The organism is Arcobacter sp. F2176 (assembly GCF_004116465.1).
Lineage (GTDB): Bacteria > Campylobacterota > Campylobacteria > Campylobacterales > Arcobacteraceae > Arcobacter > Arcobacter siniprincipis.
Genome location: NZ_PDJV01000008.1, coordinates 140,918 through 156,486, shown reverse-complemented (window position 1 = coordinate 156,486; position 15,569 = coordinate 140,918). Strand labels below are relative to the sequence as shown.

Genomic DNA, 15,569 nt, shown 5'->3' with positions numbered 1-15,569 from the left:
CTTTCCCTAAGTGAACATGAAGGATTTGGTATGCCGATTATTGAGGCAATGAATTATAAAATCCCAGTTCTTGCATATGATAGTGGAGCAATCCCCTCAACTTTAGGGAAAAATGGACTTCTAAAAAGAAAAATACTTCTTAAAGAGTTTAATTACATAAATGTAAAAGAATTCTAATCTAACTATAGTAAAATAACATATCATATTTTATAAAAAGTTAAATCAAATCTAGTTAATATGTATTTATAAATTAGTAAAAGGAAACTCTTTGGATAAAGAAATTCATAAACTTAATAAAAAAATAAATTTACAAAAAAAACAAATAAAAAATCTAAACAAAATACTTACTAATTATGAAAATAACTTAAAAAATATCATTAATCAAATTTTAGATGATAAGAATAAAGAAATAATAGAAAATATAAAAAATAAACTTGAAGGTAATTTATGAAAGACAAAGAAGAAAAAATATTTAAATTAAAACAAACAATTAAAGATCAAAAAAGGACAATTAGACTTCTTGAAAAGAAGATTTCTTCATATGATGAAAAATTTATTTCTCAAGAAATCTCAAAATCTATTTTTCATCATAATCAAGCAATCAATCATAGAGTTGATCAATTTTTATTTGATGCTAAAATTTTAATTGAAAAAGATTCAGAATTATTAAAAAAAGTAAAAAAACTCAAATTTTAGGAATCATCAATTTATATGAAAAATAAAATAAGTATCAATCAATATTCACCCGCGATAGCATATGGGGATGGGATTTCAAATAGTTTAATTTTTATTCAATCTTTATTAATAGAATTAGGATTTGATTCCAAAATTTATATACATAAAAAATCAACTAATAGTTTACCTATAAAAAATGAATTTTTTTACATTAATGAGTATAGAGAAAACCCAAATAATTTTTTAATCTATCAATTTTCCACAAAAGATCCTAATCATGAATTAATAATGAAATTTAAAGATAAAAAAATTATGTTATATCAAAATATAACACCTTCACATTTTTTTGAAGGTATTTCATATAAAGAAATATCTAATTTTGCAAGAAAACAATTATCAGAATCTGTAAATTCTTTTATTGCAGCTATTTCAATGTCTGAATATAGTACGGCAGAACTTCTAAAGAATAACTATAAAAATGTTTCTATAATTCCTTTATTAGTTGATTCTAGAAAGAATGATAATAAGAAAATAAACCAAAACTTACTAAAGAAATATGATGATTCTTTTAATATACTATTTGTAGGGCGGGTTATTCAAAATAAATGCCAACATAATCTAATAGATGTTTTATATCACCTTAAACTAAATGGAGAAAAAAATATAAAACTATTTATAGTAGGAAGAGATCACTACCCAGAATATTTTAAATTTTTATTTGAATATACAAAAAACTTAGGATTGGAAAAAGATGTAATTATAACAGGTCCAGTTGATGATAATGATTTACACACCTATTATCAGATAAGTGACTTATATCTTTCCCTAAGTGAACATGAAGGATTTGGTATGCCGATTATTGAGGCAATGAATTATAAAATCCCAGTTCTTGCATATGATAGTGGAGCAATCCCCTCAACTTTAGGGAAAAATGGACTTCTAAAAAAGAAAAATACTTCTTTTATAAGTAAAGAAATATTAAAAGTAAAAAATAATACTTCAAATAGAAATTCATTAATCAAAAAACAACAAATACATCTTAAAGAGTTTAATTACATAAATGTAAAAGAAAAGTTTCATAATTTTTTAATACAAGTTACAGAGGATAAAAATGCCTAAAATTACAATAGTTACTGTCACTTTTAATGCACAAAGATATATAGAAAGAACTATAAACAGCGTCCAAGAACAAGACTATAAAAATATTGAATATATTATTATAGATGGGGCAAGTACTGATGACACTATAAAAAAAATAAAAAATAAAAATGTCAAATTAAATCTTATATCAGAAAAAGATAATGGCATTTATGATGCAATGAACAAAGGTATAATCAATGCAACAGGGGATTGGATTTTCTTTTTAAATGCAGGAGATATTTTTTACTCAAAAAATACAATATCAACTCTAGTAAAAGAACTTAATCAAAAAATTGATATTTTATATGGAGATATAGTTCTTGTAGATGAAGCTATGCAAAATAAACAATATTTAATGGCAAGTGGTATCGAAAATGCTTCAATACAACCTCCTTTTTGGCATCAAGGAATGCTTATAAAAATATCTCTACATATAAATAGATTATATGATTTAAGATATAAATCATGTTCAGATTATGATTTTATGATGTATTGTGTTACAAATAATTTTATTTGTAAATATATTAATTTACCTTTTGCTTATTATTTAGAAGGTGGAGAATCCACAACAAATATTTATAAGAATAGGCTCGAAGGTATCGCAATAGCCTCTAAATATATAGATATAGACCTCTTACCTACAAACTTTTTCTTTAGTGATTTTATTGAAAACCATGCAGAAAAATGTAATCTTAATATAAATATATTAAGAAATAAGTTTGGAAAAAACATTCGTAATCTAGAAGTATTACTAAAAGAGATAAAAAATAAATACAATAAAATTGCTATTTATGGATGTGGAACAATTACTAATTTAATAGCACCTTATTTAGGGAATCAATTAATAATCATTGCTGATAAAAATCATCAAACAATAAATACAAAATTACCATTATGTGCTCCTAAAAAGTTAAAAGAATATGAGTTTGATACTATAATAATAAGTCAGATTGGTCAAGAACAACAAATTTCAACTTATTTAGTCAATGAGCTTGGTGTAGAATTAAATAAAATAACATCATTAGATAGTGTTGTTCTTGACTTAAATAGTATTGCTAGAAATACTATTTCTAAAATAAAAAAAGGTGAAGATTTTGAAGTGGGGATATGTACACAAAAACAATTAGAATCAGAAGTTTATAAAAAGTGGATTTCTTATTTTAAACAAAATCCTTCTCGACTGCATAGAAAATATTGGGAGTTTGCATTTATAAGTGAAGCTTTATCAAAAAGACATCTATTACAAAAAGGCTATAAAGGATTAGGCTTTGCTGTAGGAGAAGAACCTTTAGCCTCCACATTCTGTAGTTTTAATGTTGAAGTTTTAGCTACAGATTTAAACTATGAAGAAGCACAAAAGCAAGGTTGGACAGATACAAACGAGCATGCAAAAGAATTAGATCAAATTAATATTAGGAATATTTGCGATAAAGAAAAATTTAAAAACCTATGTTCTTTCAAAAGTCTTGATATGAACAATATACCTGATGATTTAATTAACTTTGATTTCATTTGGTCTGCGTGTGCATTAGAACATCTAGGTTCAATAACAAAGGGTGAAAACTTTATATATGATTCATTAAAATGTCTAAAGCCTGGAGGAATTGCCGTTCATACAACAGAATATAACTTTTCTTCAAATACAGATACCATTGAAACAGGGGCAACTGTTCTATTTAGAAAAAAAGATATTGAACGAATTGTACAAAAATTACAAGAGATGGGACATGAAGTTGAAAAGATAAATTATGAAGGAGGTGATATGCCTATAGATAAATACATAGACTTACCTCCATACTTAGAAGATAATCATATAAAACTATTACTAGATAAATATGTCATTACATCTATTGGATTAATTATAAGAAAGAAATTATGAAAAATATAGCAATAATAGGGCATGAATTCCACAAAAAAACTTTATCTACAAAATTCTTTTGTGACATGCTAACGAAATATTATGATATTACTTTTTTTTGGACTCATACTCGTGAGTACAAGGCAGATATAACAAATTTTAGGATCAATGATATTACAAATTTACATGCAATTATTTTATTTCAAATATTTCCTGATATTCAAGAATTAGAATTATTTAATAATAAAAATATAATATTAATACCAATGTTTGATAATGACTTAAAAATAGATTACTCTAAATGGAGTAAATATCACAACTATAAATTCATAAATTTTTCTAAAACTTTGTTTGAAAAATTAGATTTTCTAGATTTTAAAAAGAATTTATATGTACAATACATGCCAAGTTTAGATTCAATAAAACCTAAAATACTTAATAAAGAAAATAATAAACCTAAAATATTCTTTTGGCAAAGATCAAAAGAGATAAACTGGATTTTGATTAAAAAACTTATCGATTTTACTCAGATAGAATCTATTCATATGCATAGAATATCTCCCATAGAAGAAAAAGATGATTGGTTTGAAAAACCTAGTGAAAATGATATTATAAATTACAATATTTCATTTTCACATTGGTTTGATTCAAAAGAAGATTTTTTTAATAAAGTTAACGAATTTGATATTTTTATTGCTCCCCGACTCTTTGAAGGTATTGGACTAGCCTTTTTAGAAGCAATGAGCCTTGGAAAATGTATTGTTGCACCAAACTTCCCAACAATGAATGAATACATAAAAGATAAACAAAATGGCTTTTTATATGATTTTACAAATCCTAAAAGAGTAGATTTAAATAATTGGAAAGAAATTTCACATAATGCAAAATATACAGCCTCTTTAATTAAAGATAAATGGATAAAGTCTGAGAATAAGATAATTGAGTTTATAGATTTAACAGATGAAAAAAATATTTCATATAATGAATACCTAGATTCTTTAGAATTAAGTAAAGTGAAAAATCATTTTATTATTGAAGATATTAAAATTAATAATTACCTAAATATTAATACTATCAATCAAAGTAGTATGGATTTTTCAAAGTATCTAAGTCTTCTGATTAGTTTTTTCAAAAAAAATATAAATAATGATAATAAATATATTATTTATGGAGCAGGAACGGGATGTGAACTTATTACAAAATTAATTGACAAAAAGAATATTCTATTTATAGTTGACTTGGATGAACAAAAATATTCAACAACTATTAATAATATAAGCATATACCCTATTGAAAAACTATTAATAAGTGACGAAAAAATTATAATTAGTTTATTTGGAAGATATGAAAAGATTTATCAATTCTTAACAGAAAAATATAAAATAAAAAAAGATAGGATTATATCTTTAGATTTTAGGTAAAGTAACTCACAATTTTATATCTTCTGAATTTATTATTAAGATTAGTTTCTATTTTATAACTAGCTGTTATTATATTTCTTCATCTCAATATCTATCATATTTTTAATTATTTCTTTTAAACTTACTTCATTAGTCCAGCCAATAGTTTTATTTATTTTATCTGTATTTCCACACAAAGGATTATGCTCACTAGCTCTAAAAAATTTTGGATCCACTAAAACATAATCTTTATAGTTAAGTTCTAAATATGAAAATGTTTCTTCTAGAAAATCTCTCACAGTATTAAGTTTACCGCTTGCAACGATATAATCATCAGCTTTAGGAGCTTGCAACATCATCCACATTGCTTTAACATAATCAGGAGCATATCCCCAATCTCTCCTTGCATCAAGATTTCCCAAATATAACTTATCTTGAATTCCTAATTTTATTTTTACAGCAGATGAAATAATTTTTTTAGTAACAAAATGATTCCCTCTTCTTGGACTTTCATGATTATACATTATTCCAGTACAAGCAAAGATATTCTCTTTTTCTCTATAGTTTTTTAGTAAATAATGGCTAGATACTTTCGATATACCATATATACTTTTTGGATTAAAAGGCGTTTCTTCATCTTGAGGTGAACAATTTGGTTCACCAAACATTTCACTACTACCTGCAAAATAGAACTTACAGTCTTTTTTTACTTCTCTTATTGTTGATAATAAATAATGTGTAGAGTTAAAATTATTACTCATAGTTTCAAATTCATCATTGAATGAATAATTTACAAAACTTGATGCAGAAAGATGATAACACTCATCAGGCAAAATTTTTGAAAATATCTTATAAATTGTCAAATGATCACTTAAACTACCCTCATGTAAGAATATAGATTCTTTTATATTTTTTATATTATTAAGTTTTTCTTCATCTTCAATTGATTCTCTTCTTACTATTCCATGAATTTCATAGCCCTTACTTAATAAAAATTCTGCAAGATATGAACCATCTTGTCCTGTTATTCCAGTTATTAATGCTACATTTTGTGAGGAAGTTTTGTTTTGTTTTACCATATTTAATTACCTTTAGTATTATCTATTAATTTTAGCATATCTTGAAACTTTACTTTTCATTTATAGTCTAATTCTTCGATTAATCTTAAGGAACTATTTCCTTTAAAAGCAAAAAATTTATTACATATCTTTTTTCTTTGATTTATATAATTATCTTCAACAGAAAGTAATGATAAAATTAGCTCATCTTGATTTTTTACTTTAATACCTGGAGAATACTCATTATAATCGAATAAAAATGTCATATTTATATTATAATCATCAATGTCATAATTAAAAAATACAATTGGCTTATCAACTAACAAAAAGTCATAAACTATTGATGAATAATCACTAATCAATATATCAGTATGTTTTAGTAATGGATAAATATCACCATTAGCATTATGAAAAAGAATATTAGAATATTCATTATCTTCATAATTTTTATAATATTCCAATACAAAAGGGTGTAATTTAACAATCATATAATAATTTATTTCTTTTAATGACTCATTTAAAGTATTAAAGTCTAAATGTACCTTAGTTTGTTTCTCTCTATGTGTTGGCATATATAAGACTATCTTTTTATCAGATTTTACAAATCTATATATCTCTTTATCACAAAATAATAAATCTAAATCATCTTCTTTATATTCTTTATCTAAAATATCATTTCTAGGATAACCTGTATCTAGGAAAGTCTTTGCACTGAAAATATTTTTAAAATTTGTCTCATTTGTCCAATTTGAAGTTGATACAAAATAATCATAAGTAATATTATCCATTTTTGACATTTTTTTTAAACCAACACCATGCCATAGCTGAATAGTTTTTTGTTCTTTATGCAAAGGTGGTAAATATGTATAATTACCTTGGTCAAAAATTATAAATTTCGCTATAGCAATATTATAATCAGCCTCATTTGTTTCCAATAACTCACAAGGCAATTTTTTTAATTGTAACTCTTCTAATTGTTCCACATTATCAGTCAATATTACAGTATCTATTCCATTTCTAAAACAATACAAATAAAAGAATTTATTATTAGAAGAAATAAACCCTTTACTTATAAAAACAAATTTCTCTCTTTTTATATCAAACTTTTTGGGTAAGTATTTGAATTGATACTCTTTAGAAGTAATTTTATTAGAGAAGTTATATTTATTCTCTCTTAATTCAACTTCATAAATTATATCTTTTTTATAATATTCCAAATATTCATTATAAATGGCAAAAAAATGATTAGGACTAAGAATTAATATACTATCAAATTCTATACTTCCAATCTGATCTATTTTATATATATTCTCATCTGATTTATTTTTATCAATAAATCCTATAACTTCAATATTTTGTTCAACTAAATATTGTTTTAAAGCAAGTGTTAAAGGAGAACAAGGAGATAGTAAAACTTTTTTATTCAAGAATTCTTTCACTAAATACCTTTTTTTATATCTATTACTAAACCTGAGTACTCTTCTATCATTGTATTAATTGTACTTAATGCAACATCATTTACACTTAGAAGTGTTTCTTCTGGTTCTATTCCAAAATTATCAACTCTCATTTTTGTTTTTGTTCTCGCTGGATTTATGGCATTTACTTTTATTCCATCATTTTTCCACTCTTGTGCAATAGCTTGTGTAAAATTAACAATGGCAGCTTTTGTCGCACTATACAAACTATATAGTTCTCTACCACGAGTGTAAGAGCTTGAAGTAAATTGTAACAACATACCTTTTGACTCTTTCAAGTAATTAAAACTTGCATTTGCAATATTTACAGCACCTGTAAAATTAATATTTATTTGAGTTGTTATATCATTATTATTCATCTTTGACAACTCTTTTTTTTCTAAATACCCAACACAATTTATTACATAATCAATTCTTTTATTCTCTAGATATACTCTTTCTAATGCAGCCTTTACATCTTGTAGGTTTTGTATATCTATACCATTTTTTCTACTTAAAGAATAAACATTACAAAACTCTTTGCAAATATTTGATAACTCTAATCCTATTCCACTATTTCCACCAAAAATCACAACAACCTTATCTTTTAATTTTGTAAAATCTAGATTCTTTGAACTATTTGTAATAGTTTCAAGTTGTATTAATTTTTCTGCAAAAAGTAAGTCTTCTGGGTATGTAATTTTTATATTTCTTTCTTCACCTTCAACTACAAAAATATCTATCTCAGGCAAAAAACTTTTAACTAATCCACAATCATCAGTAAAAAGTAAAGGCTCTTTACTCTGTCTTGCTAATTCATGAGCTTTTTTTATAATTGATAATTTAAAAGCTTGTGGTGTTTGCCCTCTTCTTAAAAATTCTCTTACTGGAATACTATCAATTACATTATTCTTTTTATCAACTTTTATTATTGTATCTGCAGTTGGTATAGCCACATCAATAGCACTATATTTTTCAAGTGCTTTTATAGTATTTGTTATAATTTCATTTGATATAAAAGGTCTTACTGCATCATGAAAGATTAAATTTACATCATTTTTTTGCTGATACAATCTTATAGCCTCATAACTAGAATCATATCTCTCTTTTCCACCATTAATTATATGCCTAACCTTTGAAAAGTCATTTTCTTTACAAATTACAAATAATTTGCCATGATATTCCTTATTTGCAACAATACATATCTCATCAATATTTTGATTATATTGAAATTGTGTAATAGTATATTCAATAATATTTTTTCCAGCCAAATTTATAAATTGTTTTGGAATATCTGCTCCAAAACGAGAACCAGTTCCAGCTGATAAAATAACGGCTACATTCATATATTAACTCTTTCTTCTTATCTTTTTAAATCTATCAGAAAAATTAGTTCTCTCTACCAGATTTACTTTTGTAGGTATTTTATATTTATCTAACTTACCTTTACAAAAAGTTCTAACAAGTTTCTTTAACTCTTTCTTATCAAGTTCTTTTGAACAAACTACATCACAAACAACTGTTTGTCCTGTAATTGCATTTTGTTCGCTATAAACCATACAATCTTCTATCTCATCCATAGATAAAACAACAGATTCAACCTCAGCAGGTAGAATTTTTTCTCCACCTACATTAATTACCTCTTTGCCTCGACCTATGATTTTTAAATATCCATCTTCTATCTCTTCAACCAAATCACCAGTTTTAAACCAACCATCACTTGTAAAAGAGTCCATGTTAGCATTTAGGTATCCTAAAACTTGAGTTTTACTTCTAAGCCAAAGCTCTCCTTCTACTATTTTATACTCTTGATTTTCATCTTCTATCTTCATATACAAAGAATCAGATGATTTAGAACTTGTTGTACTTATTCCTGTCTCACTTGTGCCAAAGGTTTGTAGAAATTTTACCCTTGGAAATATCTCTTTTAGTTTTATCAAAAGAGATTCTGGCATAGCTTCTGTTCCATAAGTTATCATTCGAAGAGTTCGCAAGTTATAGTTTAAATACTCTCCTGAGATTAGAATAAGGTTTAAAAAAGTAGGACTAGAAGGTAATACCATGATTTTATAATTTTGAATAAGCTTACAAATTGTCTTAGCATCTCTATTTTTAGGAATAATTAGACAAGCACCCATTGAAAGAGCATTGAAAAGTGTATTTAATCCACCTATATGGTCAAACATAAGAAAAACCAGCATATTCATAGCTTTTGCTCTTTTGTCTTTGTATGTGCTTATTAAGTTGTCTAGATTATGTATCATCGCCTTTGGTTTACCTGTACTTCCACTTGAAAAAAGTACTAATCCAGAGTGTTTATTATCTTTTAGAGTGTTTATCATCTCATGGGAACTATTTACAGCCAATTTATCTATTTTTATTTCATTATCAATTTTTATTCTATATTCACAAAATGATTCTTGCATATACTCAGTTTGAAGTTTTTCTAAAGTTGTAGTTATGGGTACTATTATATTTTTATTATCATATAAAGCAAAAAACAAAGCTATATTTTCAAAAGAATAATCACCTAAAATAGCTACAACAGATGAACTTGGAATTTTATCTTTTAAAATCGTTTGATATTCATAAATTTTATTTAATAAATTTTCATAAGAGTAGCTTTTATCTTCAACTACTATTGTAGATAACTCTTTAAATGTAGAAAATTTATCAAATAAATAATTCATTAGTTAGAAACCCCACCAAGATATATTATTTGTCCCGTTATAAAATCACTTTTTTTACTTATAAAAAAATCAATCACATTTTTTATATCATCAAATTGTCCAAATCTTTTTATGGTTTGTTTTGCCAAAAGTTCATCTATTTTATCTTTTGGTACTGCTTTTATTAGGTCTGTTTGAACAGGCGTTGGGCCTATGGCATTTACTGTTATATTAAAAGGTGTTAACTCTTTTGCAGATGTTTGGGTGAAATTCTCTATAGCTGCTTTACTTGCAGCGTAGATAGCTTCTCCTTCAAGTCTAAGAGCGCTTGCAACTGTTGTATAGTTTACTACTCTTCCATACTTTTGTTTCATCATAACTTTTGCAACTTCTCTTGTGAAGATAAATGTTCCTAAGAAGTTTGTAGCAAATATCTTTTCTACACTTGATACAGAAGTTGTAAGGATATGATTCATAGATGCCATTCCAGCATTATTTAATAAGATATCGATTTTACCAAACTCTTTTTTTACAGTTCGTACCATCTTTATAACTGCTTTTTCATCATTTACTTCTAAAGAAAAGTGTCTATAGTTTTCATGGTTTATAGAACTCTCAGCCCTTGAACAACCTATTACTATCTCACCATTTTCTAAATAGTAGTTTGCTAAAGCTTGCCCTATTCCTTTTGATGTTCCAGTTATAACTATAATTTGGCTCATTATTCTTCCAAAAGTAATTTAATATAAATTGTTAGACTCTCAACACTTCGAAAGGGAGAAGTCTTAGCACTCATAGCCTTTTCATCTGCTAAAACAATTTCTTTTTCAAACTCCTCACTAATTCGCTCTTCTAAGTCAGTTATAAAAGATACTAAAGCAAGTGAATCCATGCCATTTGTTCCATAAAGTTTTGTTTTACTTGTAGGATTTTCAAAGTTTTCATTCTCTAACTCTTCATTTAATTCAACTAAAGTTTCACATATTATATTTTCTATTTTCTCTACCATCTTTTCTCCTACTCTACTCTATCGCCCAAAGTATAATCTTTTGTAGCCTTTGTTCCTATTATATCTTTTTTATATTTAGGATGTTTACCATATCCTGGTCTTACACTTTTTATATTTTCTTGTGAAAAAACTTCACCTTTTTTTATATCTTTACATACATATAAACTTCTACAAAATCTTCTTTGAACTTCTCTTTTCTCATCAAGTCTATAATCAACTCTTCCTAGAAGTTTTTCAGTATCTCTTATATCTTTTACCATTTTAGTAAATTCAAGCTTATCCATTGAAAACTCACTATCCGGTCCTCCAATAGATTTATCCAAGATAAAATGTTTTTCTATTACTCTAGATCCCAAAGTTACAGCAACTATAGGCGCAGTACTTCCAATAGTATGATCTGAAAATCCACTTATTACTCCAAAGGTTTCAGCCATGTCAGGTATCATTTTTAGATTTGCCAATTCCATTGGTGCTGGGTAGGCACTTGTACATTTTAAAAGTATTATCTCTTTATTTCCAACTCTTTTACAGATATTAACTACATCTTCTATCTCTTCATATGTGGCTATTCCAGTACTTATTATAATTGGTTTCATTTTAGAAGCTACATACTCTACAAGTTCATAGTCAGTGATTTCAAAAGAGGCTATTTTGTAAGCACTTAGATTAAACTGCTCTAAAAAATCAACTGAACTCTTATCAAAAGGAGTTGAAAAAATATCAATATCAAGGCTTCTCGCATAAGAAAAAAGCTTTTCATGCCACTCCCAAGGAGTAAAAGCCTCTTCATAAAGTTCATAAAGACTCTTTCCATCCCATAAGGTTCCACCATCTATCATAAAATCATCTTTTTTACAATCCAAAGTTATGGTATCAGCTCTATAGGTTTGGATTTTAATAGCATCTGCTCCAGCTTCTTTTGCTGCTTTTATTGTATCAAGAGCAGTTTGTAAAGAGCCATTATGATTTGCACTAAGTTCAGCTACTATGTATGTTTTATCTCTAGTAAAATCAAACTTCCCTATTTTCAAACTTCAACTCCATCATAAGAAATTATTTCAAAATCAAACTTTTTAAACTGTTTCATCACTCTTTTTAAAAATGGTTTCTCTTTAGCATTTTCAAACTCTAGATTGCTCATCTTCATAGATATTATTTTATCATCTTCTTTGAAAATTTTAAAGCCTAAGTTTTTGTCATAAGATATTGTATTGATATTCTCTTTCTTAACATCTAAAAATATCTCTTCTTTTTGAAAAGTTTTAAAAATATACTCTAAAAAATAGATTGGAACAAAAGATTTAATCATAATATTTGCCTCTTCCAAAAAGAAAATTCCCCATTTAATATCTTCTTTTATATTAAAAATATTTACTCCACCTATAATTTTATCTTCAAAGATTATGGCAAAAAACTTTTTATCACTATTTTTTAAACCCTTTACAAAACTTATATGATTTATAAGTTCTATAACACCTGTATCTAAAGATACATCTCTAATATAATCTTTATTCCTTATCTTCAAAAGGTCTTTATGCTCTTCATTTGATAAAAAAAGATAATCTTTTAATACTATTTTATTCATATCTTTGCCTCAAACTTTTTTAAAAACTCTTTTTTTGAAAATCTTTTCATACAAGCATGTCTGTTCTTTTTTAGATACTTCATCATAAACTTTTGATTTGAAGCTGTTTGTATGGCTATAAACTCTTTATTTAAATATATTATTTCATGTAGTATTGTACTTGGACTTACTATTGCTAGGTCTATTTTATGGATTAGTTTAGCTACATTTTTACTATTTATTATTAGTTTTATATTCTCATAATCTTTTATAAACTCTTTTAGACTCTTTATATTTTTATTTGCATAGGTTGTTAGAAGATAAATTTTTATATCTTTTTTCTTTTTTAGACTTTTCAAGACTTTTAATGAAATATTATCAAAATCACTTCCACCAAAAGCTATTAATACTTTTTTCTTTTTTGATTTATTTCGTCTCAAATGCTCATAATACTTAAACTCTTCTCGTATTAAAGTATATTTTTCACCACATCTTAACTCACAAAAAGATGGTACTAAATCTTTATACTTCTTTTCTTGGGCATAAATGTTGTGATTTAACAAAATATCACAATAGTGTTTTTCATAAGTATCATCAAAAACTAAAACTTTCAAACTAGGATTTTGATTTTTGATTTGCTCTTCATAGCCATAATCTATTCCATAGTGGTCAATGATTAGAAAATCTATATTCAAGCTTTTTATTAAATCATTTAACTCTTCTACATCATTTGAATTTAATATTTTTAAATCATAGCCTGCATCTAAGATTTTACTATTTATATTTCCCTCTAACTCTTGACAAGCAAAAGTTATATTTGAGTTAAAATAGCGCTCTACTAAAGCCAAATCCCTCATAATATGCCCAATACCAATTTTAGATGAAGAGTCAGCTCTAACTAAAATATTTTTCATGATATTTTCTTTTGTCTTTTTAGAACTTCATATAAAACTTCTGCTCTCTCCCAATCTTCCAAAGTATCAATATCTTGAACTAAATACCGAGGGAGAATAATAGGAATAGTATCTTTTCCAAACATCACATCACTAGATTGTTTATGCAGATTTTTCCAATAAAATTGTCCAGCATCTTGATAAGCTTCTTCCAAATCTTGACTTCGTTTAGAAAAGTTTTCAGGCCAAAACATCTCACATCTATCATTTTTGATTTTAAAAGTTCTCTGAATAGGAAAAGGCATAGAAGTTGCACTAAAAGAATTAACAGCATCACTATTTTGAAGTCTCTCTAAGCCCTTTTGTATATACTTTACTTGAAGTAATGGTGCTGTTGCATAGATACTGCAAACATAATCATACTTTTCACCCTGCTCTTTCAAAAAAGATAAAGCATGTGATATAACAGCACCTGTTCCTGTAAAGTCATCACTTAGTTCAACTGGTCTTAAAAAAGGAACATCAGCTCCATACTCTTTGGCAAATTGAGCAATAGTTTCATCATCTGTTGAGACTACAACTTTGTCAAATAGTTTTGATTTTAAAGCAGTTTCAATAGTATATGAAATAAGAGGTTTTCCAAAAAAATCTTTTATATTCTTTTTAGGAATTCTCTTACTTCCACCACGAGCAGGTATTATACAAACGCACTTAGACACCTAGCACCTCTAACATTGAAGAGATTACATAATCTTGTTCTTCAATAGACAAAGTTGGATAAAGAGGTAAAGAAATAGCCTCTTTATAATACTTATCCATAATAGGAGTATTTTCTTCTCCGTAACCTAAGTTTTTATAGAATGGTTGTTTATTTATTGGAATATAGTGAAACTGTAAACCAATATTTTTTTCTCTCATTTTAAGAACAAACTCTTTTTTACCAGTATCAAATCTATCAAAGTCAATATACACTACAAAAAGATGATAAGCAGATTCGTTAGTAAAATCATATATAGGTTTTACAAAATCATATTTTTCAAAAAGTTCACAATATCTTTTTGCTATTACTCGTCTTTTATCTAAAAAATCATCAAGTCTTTTTAATTGTGAGATACCCAAAGCACAAGCCATATCTGTAAGCCTATAATTAAATCCCAACTCAGTCATATCATAATGCCAAGGTGCAATTTCACTATTTGCTTTCATACCATGATTTCTCAAAACCAACAGCTTCTCATAAATCTCTTTAGAATTTGTAGTAATAGCCCCACCTTCACCAGTAGTAAAACCTTTTACAGGATGAAAAGAGAAAGTTGAGATATTACTATTTTTGCAAGAACCAGCTTTTACACTGTCATTTACTGCTCCAATAGAGTGTGCACAATCTTCTAATATCTTTATATTATATTTATCTTTTAATTCTTTTAATCTTTTTTGATTTACACTAAGCCCTGAAAAATGAACCACATAAATTGCTTTGATAGAAGAGTCTTTTTTTAAGGCCTTTTCACAAAGGTCTAAATCAATATTTCCATCTTCTTTTATATCCACAAAAATTGGTTTTGCATTTACATAAAGAATAGAATTAGATGTGGCTAAAAAAGAATTCACCGTTGTAAGAACTTTATCATTTTCATTTAAAAGTGCAAGTGAAGCTAAGTGTAAAGCCGCTGTCCCATTTGATACTGCCACACAATATTTAGCGCCAGTATATTTACAAAGAGTCTCTTCAAACTCTTTTATCTTTGGACCAGTAGTTAAATAATCACTTTTTAAAGTTTCAACAACTGCCTCAATATCTTCATTTGATATATTTTGTTTACTATAGGGAATAAAGTTCATTTAT

The 15,569-nt window shown here is 26.4% G+C and carries 17 protein-coding genes; 6 read left to right on the top strand and 11 right to left on the bottom strand.

Annotated features, from left to right (window positions below; genetic code table 11):
- From CRU95_RS16985 to CRU95_RS09345, 6 genes are all read left to right on the top strand, one after another.
- A partial coding sequence (locus tag CRU95_RS16985) for a glycosyltransferase (protein ID WP_129100877.1) occupies positions 1–177 on the top strand: 177 nt, incomplete at its 5' end.
- Positions 178–268: 91 nt separating this feature from the next.
- Positions 269–451 carry a hypothetical protein gene (locus CRU95_RS09365; protein WP_129100876.1) on the top strand — a complete coding sequence of 61 codons (183 nt, stop codon included), beginning with the start codon at positions 269–271 and terminating at the stop codon, positions 449–451.
- Positions 448–696 carry a hypothetical protein gene (locus tag CRU95_RS09360; protein ID WP_129100875.1) on the top strand — a complete coding sequence of 83 codons (249 nt, stop codon included), beginning with the start codon at positions 448–450 and terminating at the stop codon, positions 694–696. Before CRU95_RS09365 ends, CRU95_RS09360 begins: the two co-directional genes overlap by 4 nt.
- Before the next feature lie 15 nt (positions 697–711).
- On the top strand, positions 712–1,794 hold the full coding sequence (locus tag CRU95_RS09355; protein WP_129100874.1) for a glycosyltransferase: 1,083 nt from the start codon (positions 712–714) through the stop codon (positions 1,792–1,794).
- Positions 1,787–3,694 carry a glycosyltransferase family 2 protein gene (locus CRU95_RS09350; RefSeq protein ID WP_129100873.1) on the top strand — a complete coding sequence of 636 codons (1,908 nt, stop codon included), beginning with the start codon at positions 1,787–1,789 and terminating at the stop codon, positions 3,692–3,694. The genes CRU95_RS09355 and CRU95_RS09350 overlap by 8 nt, the downstream gene beginning before the upstream one ends.
- Complete coding sequence (locus tag CRU95_RS09345; RefSeq protein WP_129100872.1) at positions 3,691–5,094, top strand: glycosyltransferase; 1,404 nt, start codon at positions 3,691–3,693, stop codon at positions 5,092–5,094. The genes CRU95_RS09350 and CRU95_RS09345 overlap by 4 nt, the downstream gene beginning before the upstream one ends.
- A gap of 59 nt (positions 5,095–5,153) precedes the next feature.
- Here the strand turns inward: CRU95_RS09345 and CRU95_RS09340 are convergent, their stop codons facing one another.
- From CRU95_RS09340 to pseC, 11 genes are read right to left on the bottom strand one after another with little or no spacing between them, the layout of a single operon-like run.
- Positions 5,154–6,152 (bottom strand): GDP-mannose 4,6-dehydratase, encoded by a 999-nt coding sequence (locus tag CRU95_RS09340; protein ID WP_129100871.1) that lies wholly within the window; start codon positions 6,150–6,152, stop codon positions 5,154–5,156.
- Positions 6,153–6,208: 56 nt separating this feature from the next.
- Complete coding sequence (locus tag CRU95_RS09335) at positions 6,209–7,570, bottom strand: CDP-glycerol glycerophosphotransferase family protein (protein WP_129100870.1); 1,362 nt, start codon at positions 7,568–7,570, stop codon at positions 6,209–6,211.
- Positions 7,570–8,934, bottom strand: coding sequence for a bifunctional cytidylyltransferase/SDR family oxidoreductase (locus tag CRU95_RS09330; RefSeq protein ID WP_129100869.1), 1,365 nt, complete (start codon positions 8,932–8,934; stop codon positions 7,570–7,572). Before CRU95_RS09330 ends, CRU95_RS09335 begins: the two co-directional genes overlap by 1 nt.
- Positions 8,935–8,937: 3 nt before the next feature.
- A complete protein-coding gene (locus CRU95_RS09325) occupies positions 8,938–10,278 on the bottom strand; it encodes a fatty acid--CoA ligase family protein (RefSeq protein WP_129100868.1) in 1,341 nt (446 codons plus the stop codon).
- Positions 10,278–10,979 (bottom strand): SDR family NAD(P)-dependent oxidoreductase, encoded by a 702-nt coding sequence (locus CRU95_RS09320; RefSeq protein ID WP_129100867.1) that lies wholly within the window; start codon positions 10,977–10,979, stop codon positions 10,278–10,280. The genes CRU95_RS09325 and CRU95_RS09320 overlap by 1 nt, the downstream gene beginning before the upstream one ends.
- A complete protein-coding gene (locus CRU95_RS09315) occupies positions 10,979–11,266 on the bottom strand; it encodes a hypothetical protein (RefSeq protein WP_129100866.1) in 288 nt (95 codons plus the stop codon). The genes CRU95_RS09320 and CRU95_RS09315 overlap by 1 nt, the downstream gene beginning before the upstream one ends.
- Before the next feature lie 8 nt (positions 11,267–11,274).
- A complete protein-coding gene (gene pseI / locus CRU95_RS09310) occupies positions 11,275–12,297 on the bottom strand; it encodes a pseudaminic acid synthase (RefSeq protein ID WP_129100865.1) in 1,023 nt (340 codons plus the stop codon).
- Positions 12,294–12,851, bottom strand: a complete 558-nt coding sequence (locus tag CRU95_RS09305) for a hypothetical protein (RefSeq protein ID WP_129100864.1) — start codon at positions 12,849–12,851, stop codon at positions 12,294–12,296. The genes pseI and CRU95_RS09305 overlap by 4 nt, the downstream gene beginning before the upstream one ends.
- Positions 12,848–13,744 (bottom strand): UDP-2,4-diacetamido-2,4,6-trideoxy-beta-L-altropyranose hydrolase, encoded by an 897-nt coding sequence (gene pseG, locus CRU95_RS09300; RefSeq protein WP_129100863.1) that lies wholly within the window; start codon positions 13,742–13,744, stop codon positions 12,848–12,850. The genes CRU95_RS09305 and pseG overlap by 4 nt, the downstream gene beginning before the upstream one ends.
- A complete protein-coding gene (pseF, locus tag CRU95_RS09295) occupies positions 13,741–14,442 on the bottom strand; it encodes a pseudaminic acid cytidylyltransferase (protein ID WP_129100862.1) in 702 nt (233 codons plus the stop codon). The genes pseG and pseF overlap by 4 nt, the downstream gene beginning before the upstream one ends.
- Positions 14,435–15,565, bottom strand: a complete 1,131-nt coding sequence (pseC, locus tag CRU95_RS09290) for a UDP-4-amino-4,6-dideoxy-N-acetyl-beta-L-altrosamine transaminase (protein WP_129100861.1) — start codon at positions 15,563–15,565, stop codon at positions 14,435–14,437. Before pseC ends, pseF begins: the two co-directional genes overlap by 8 nt.
- Positions 15,566–15,569: the final 4 nt, after the last annotated feature.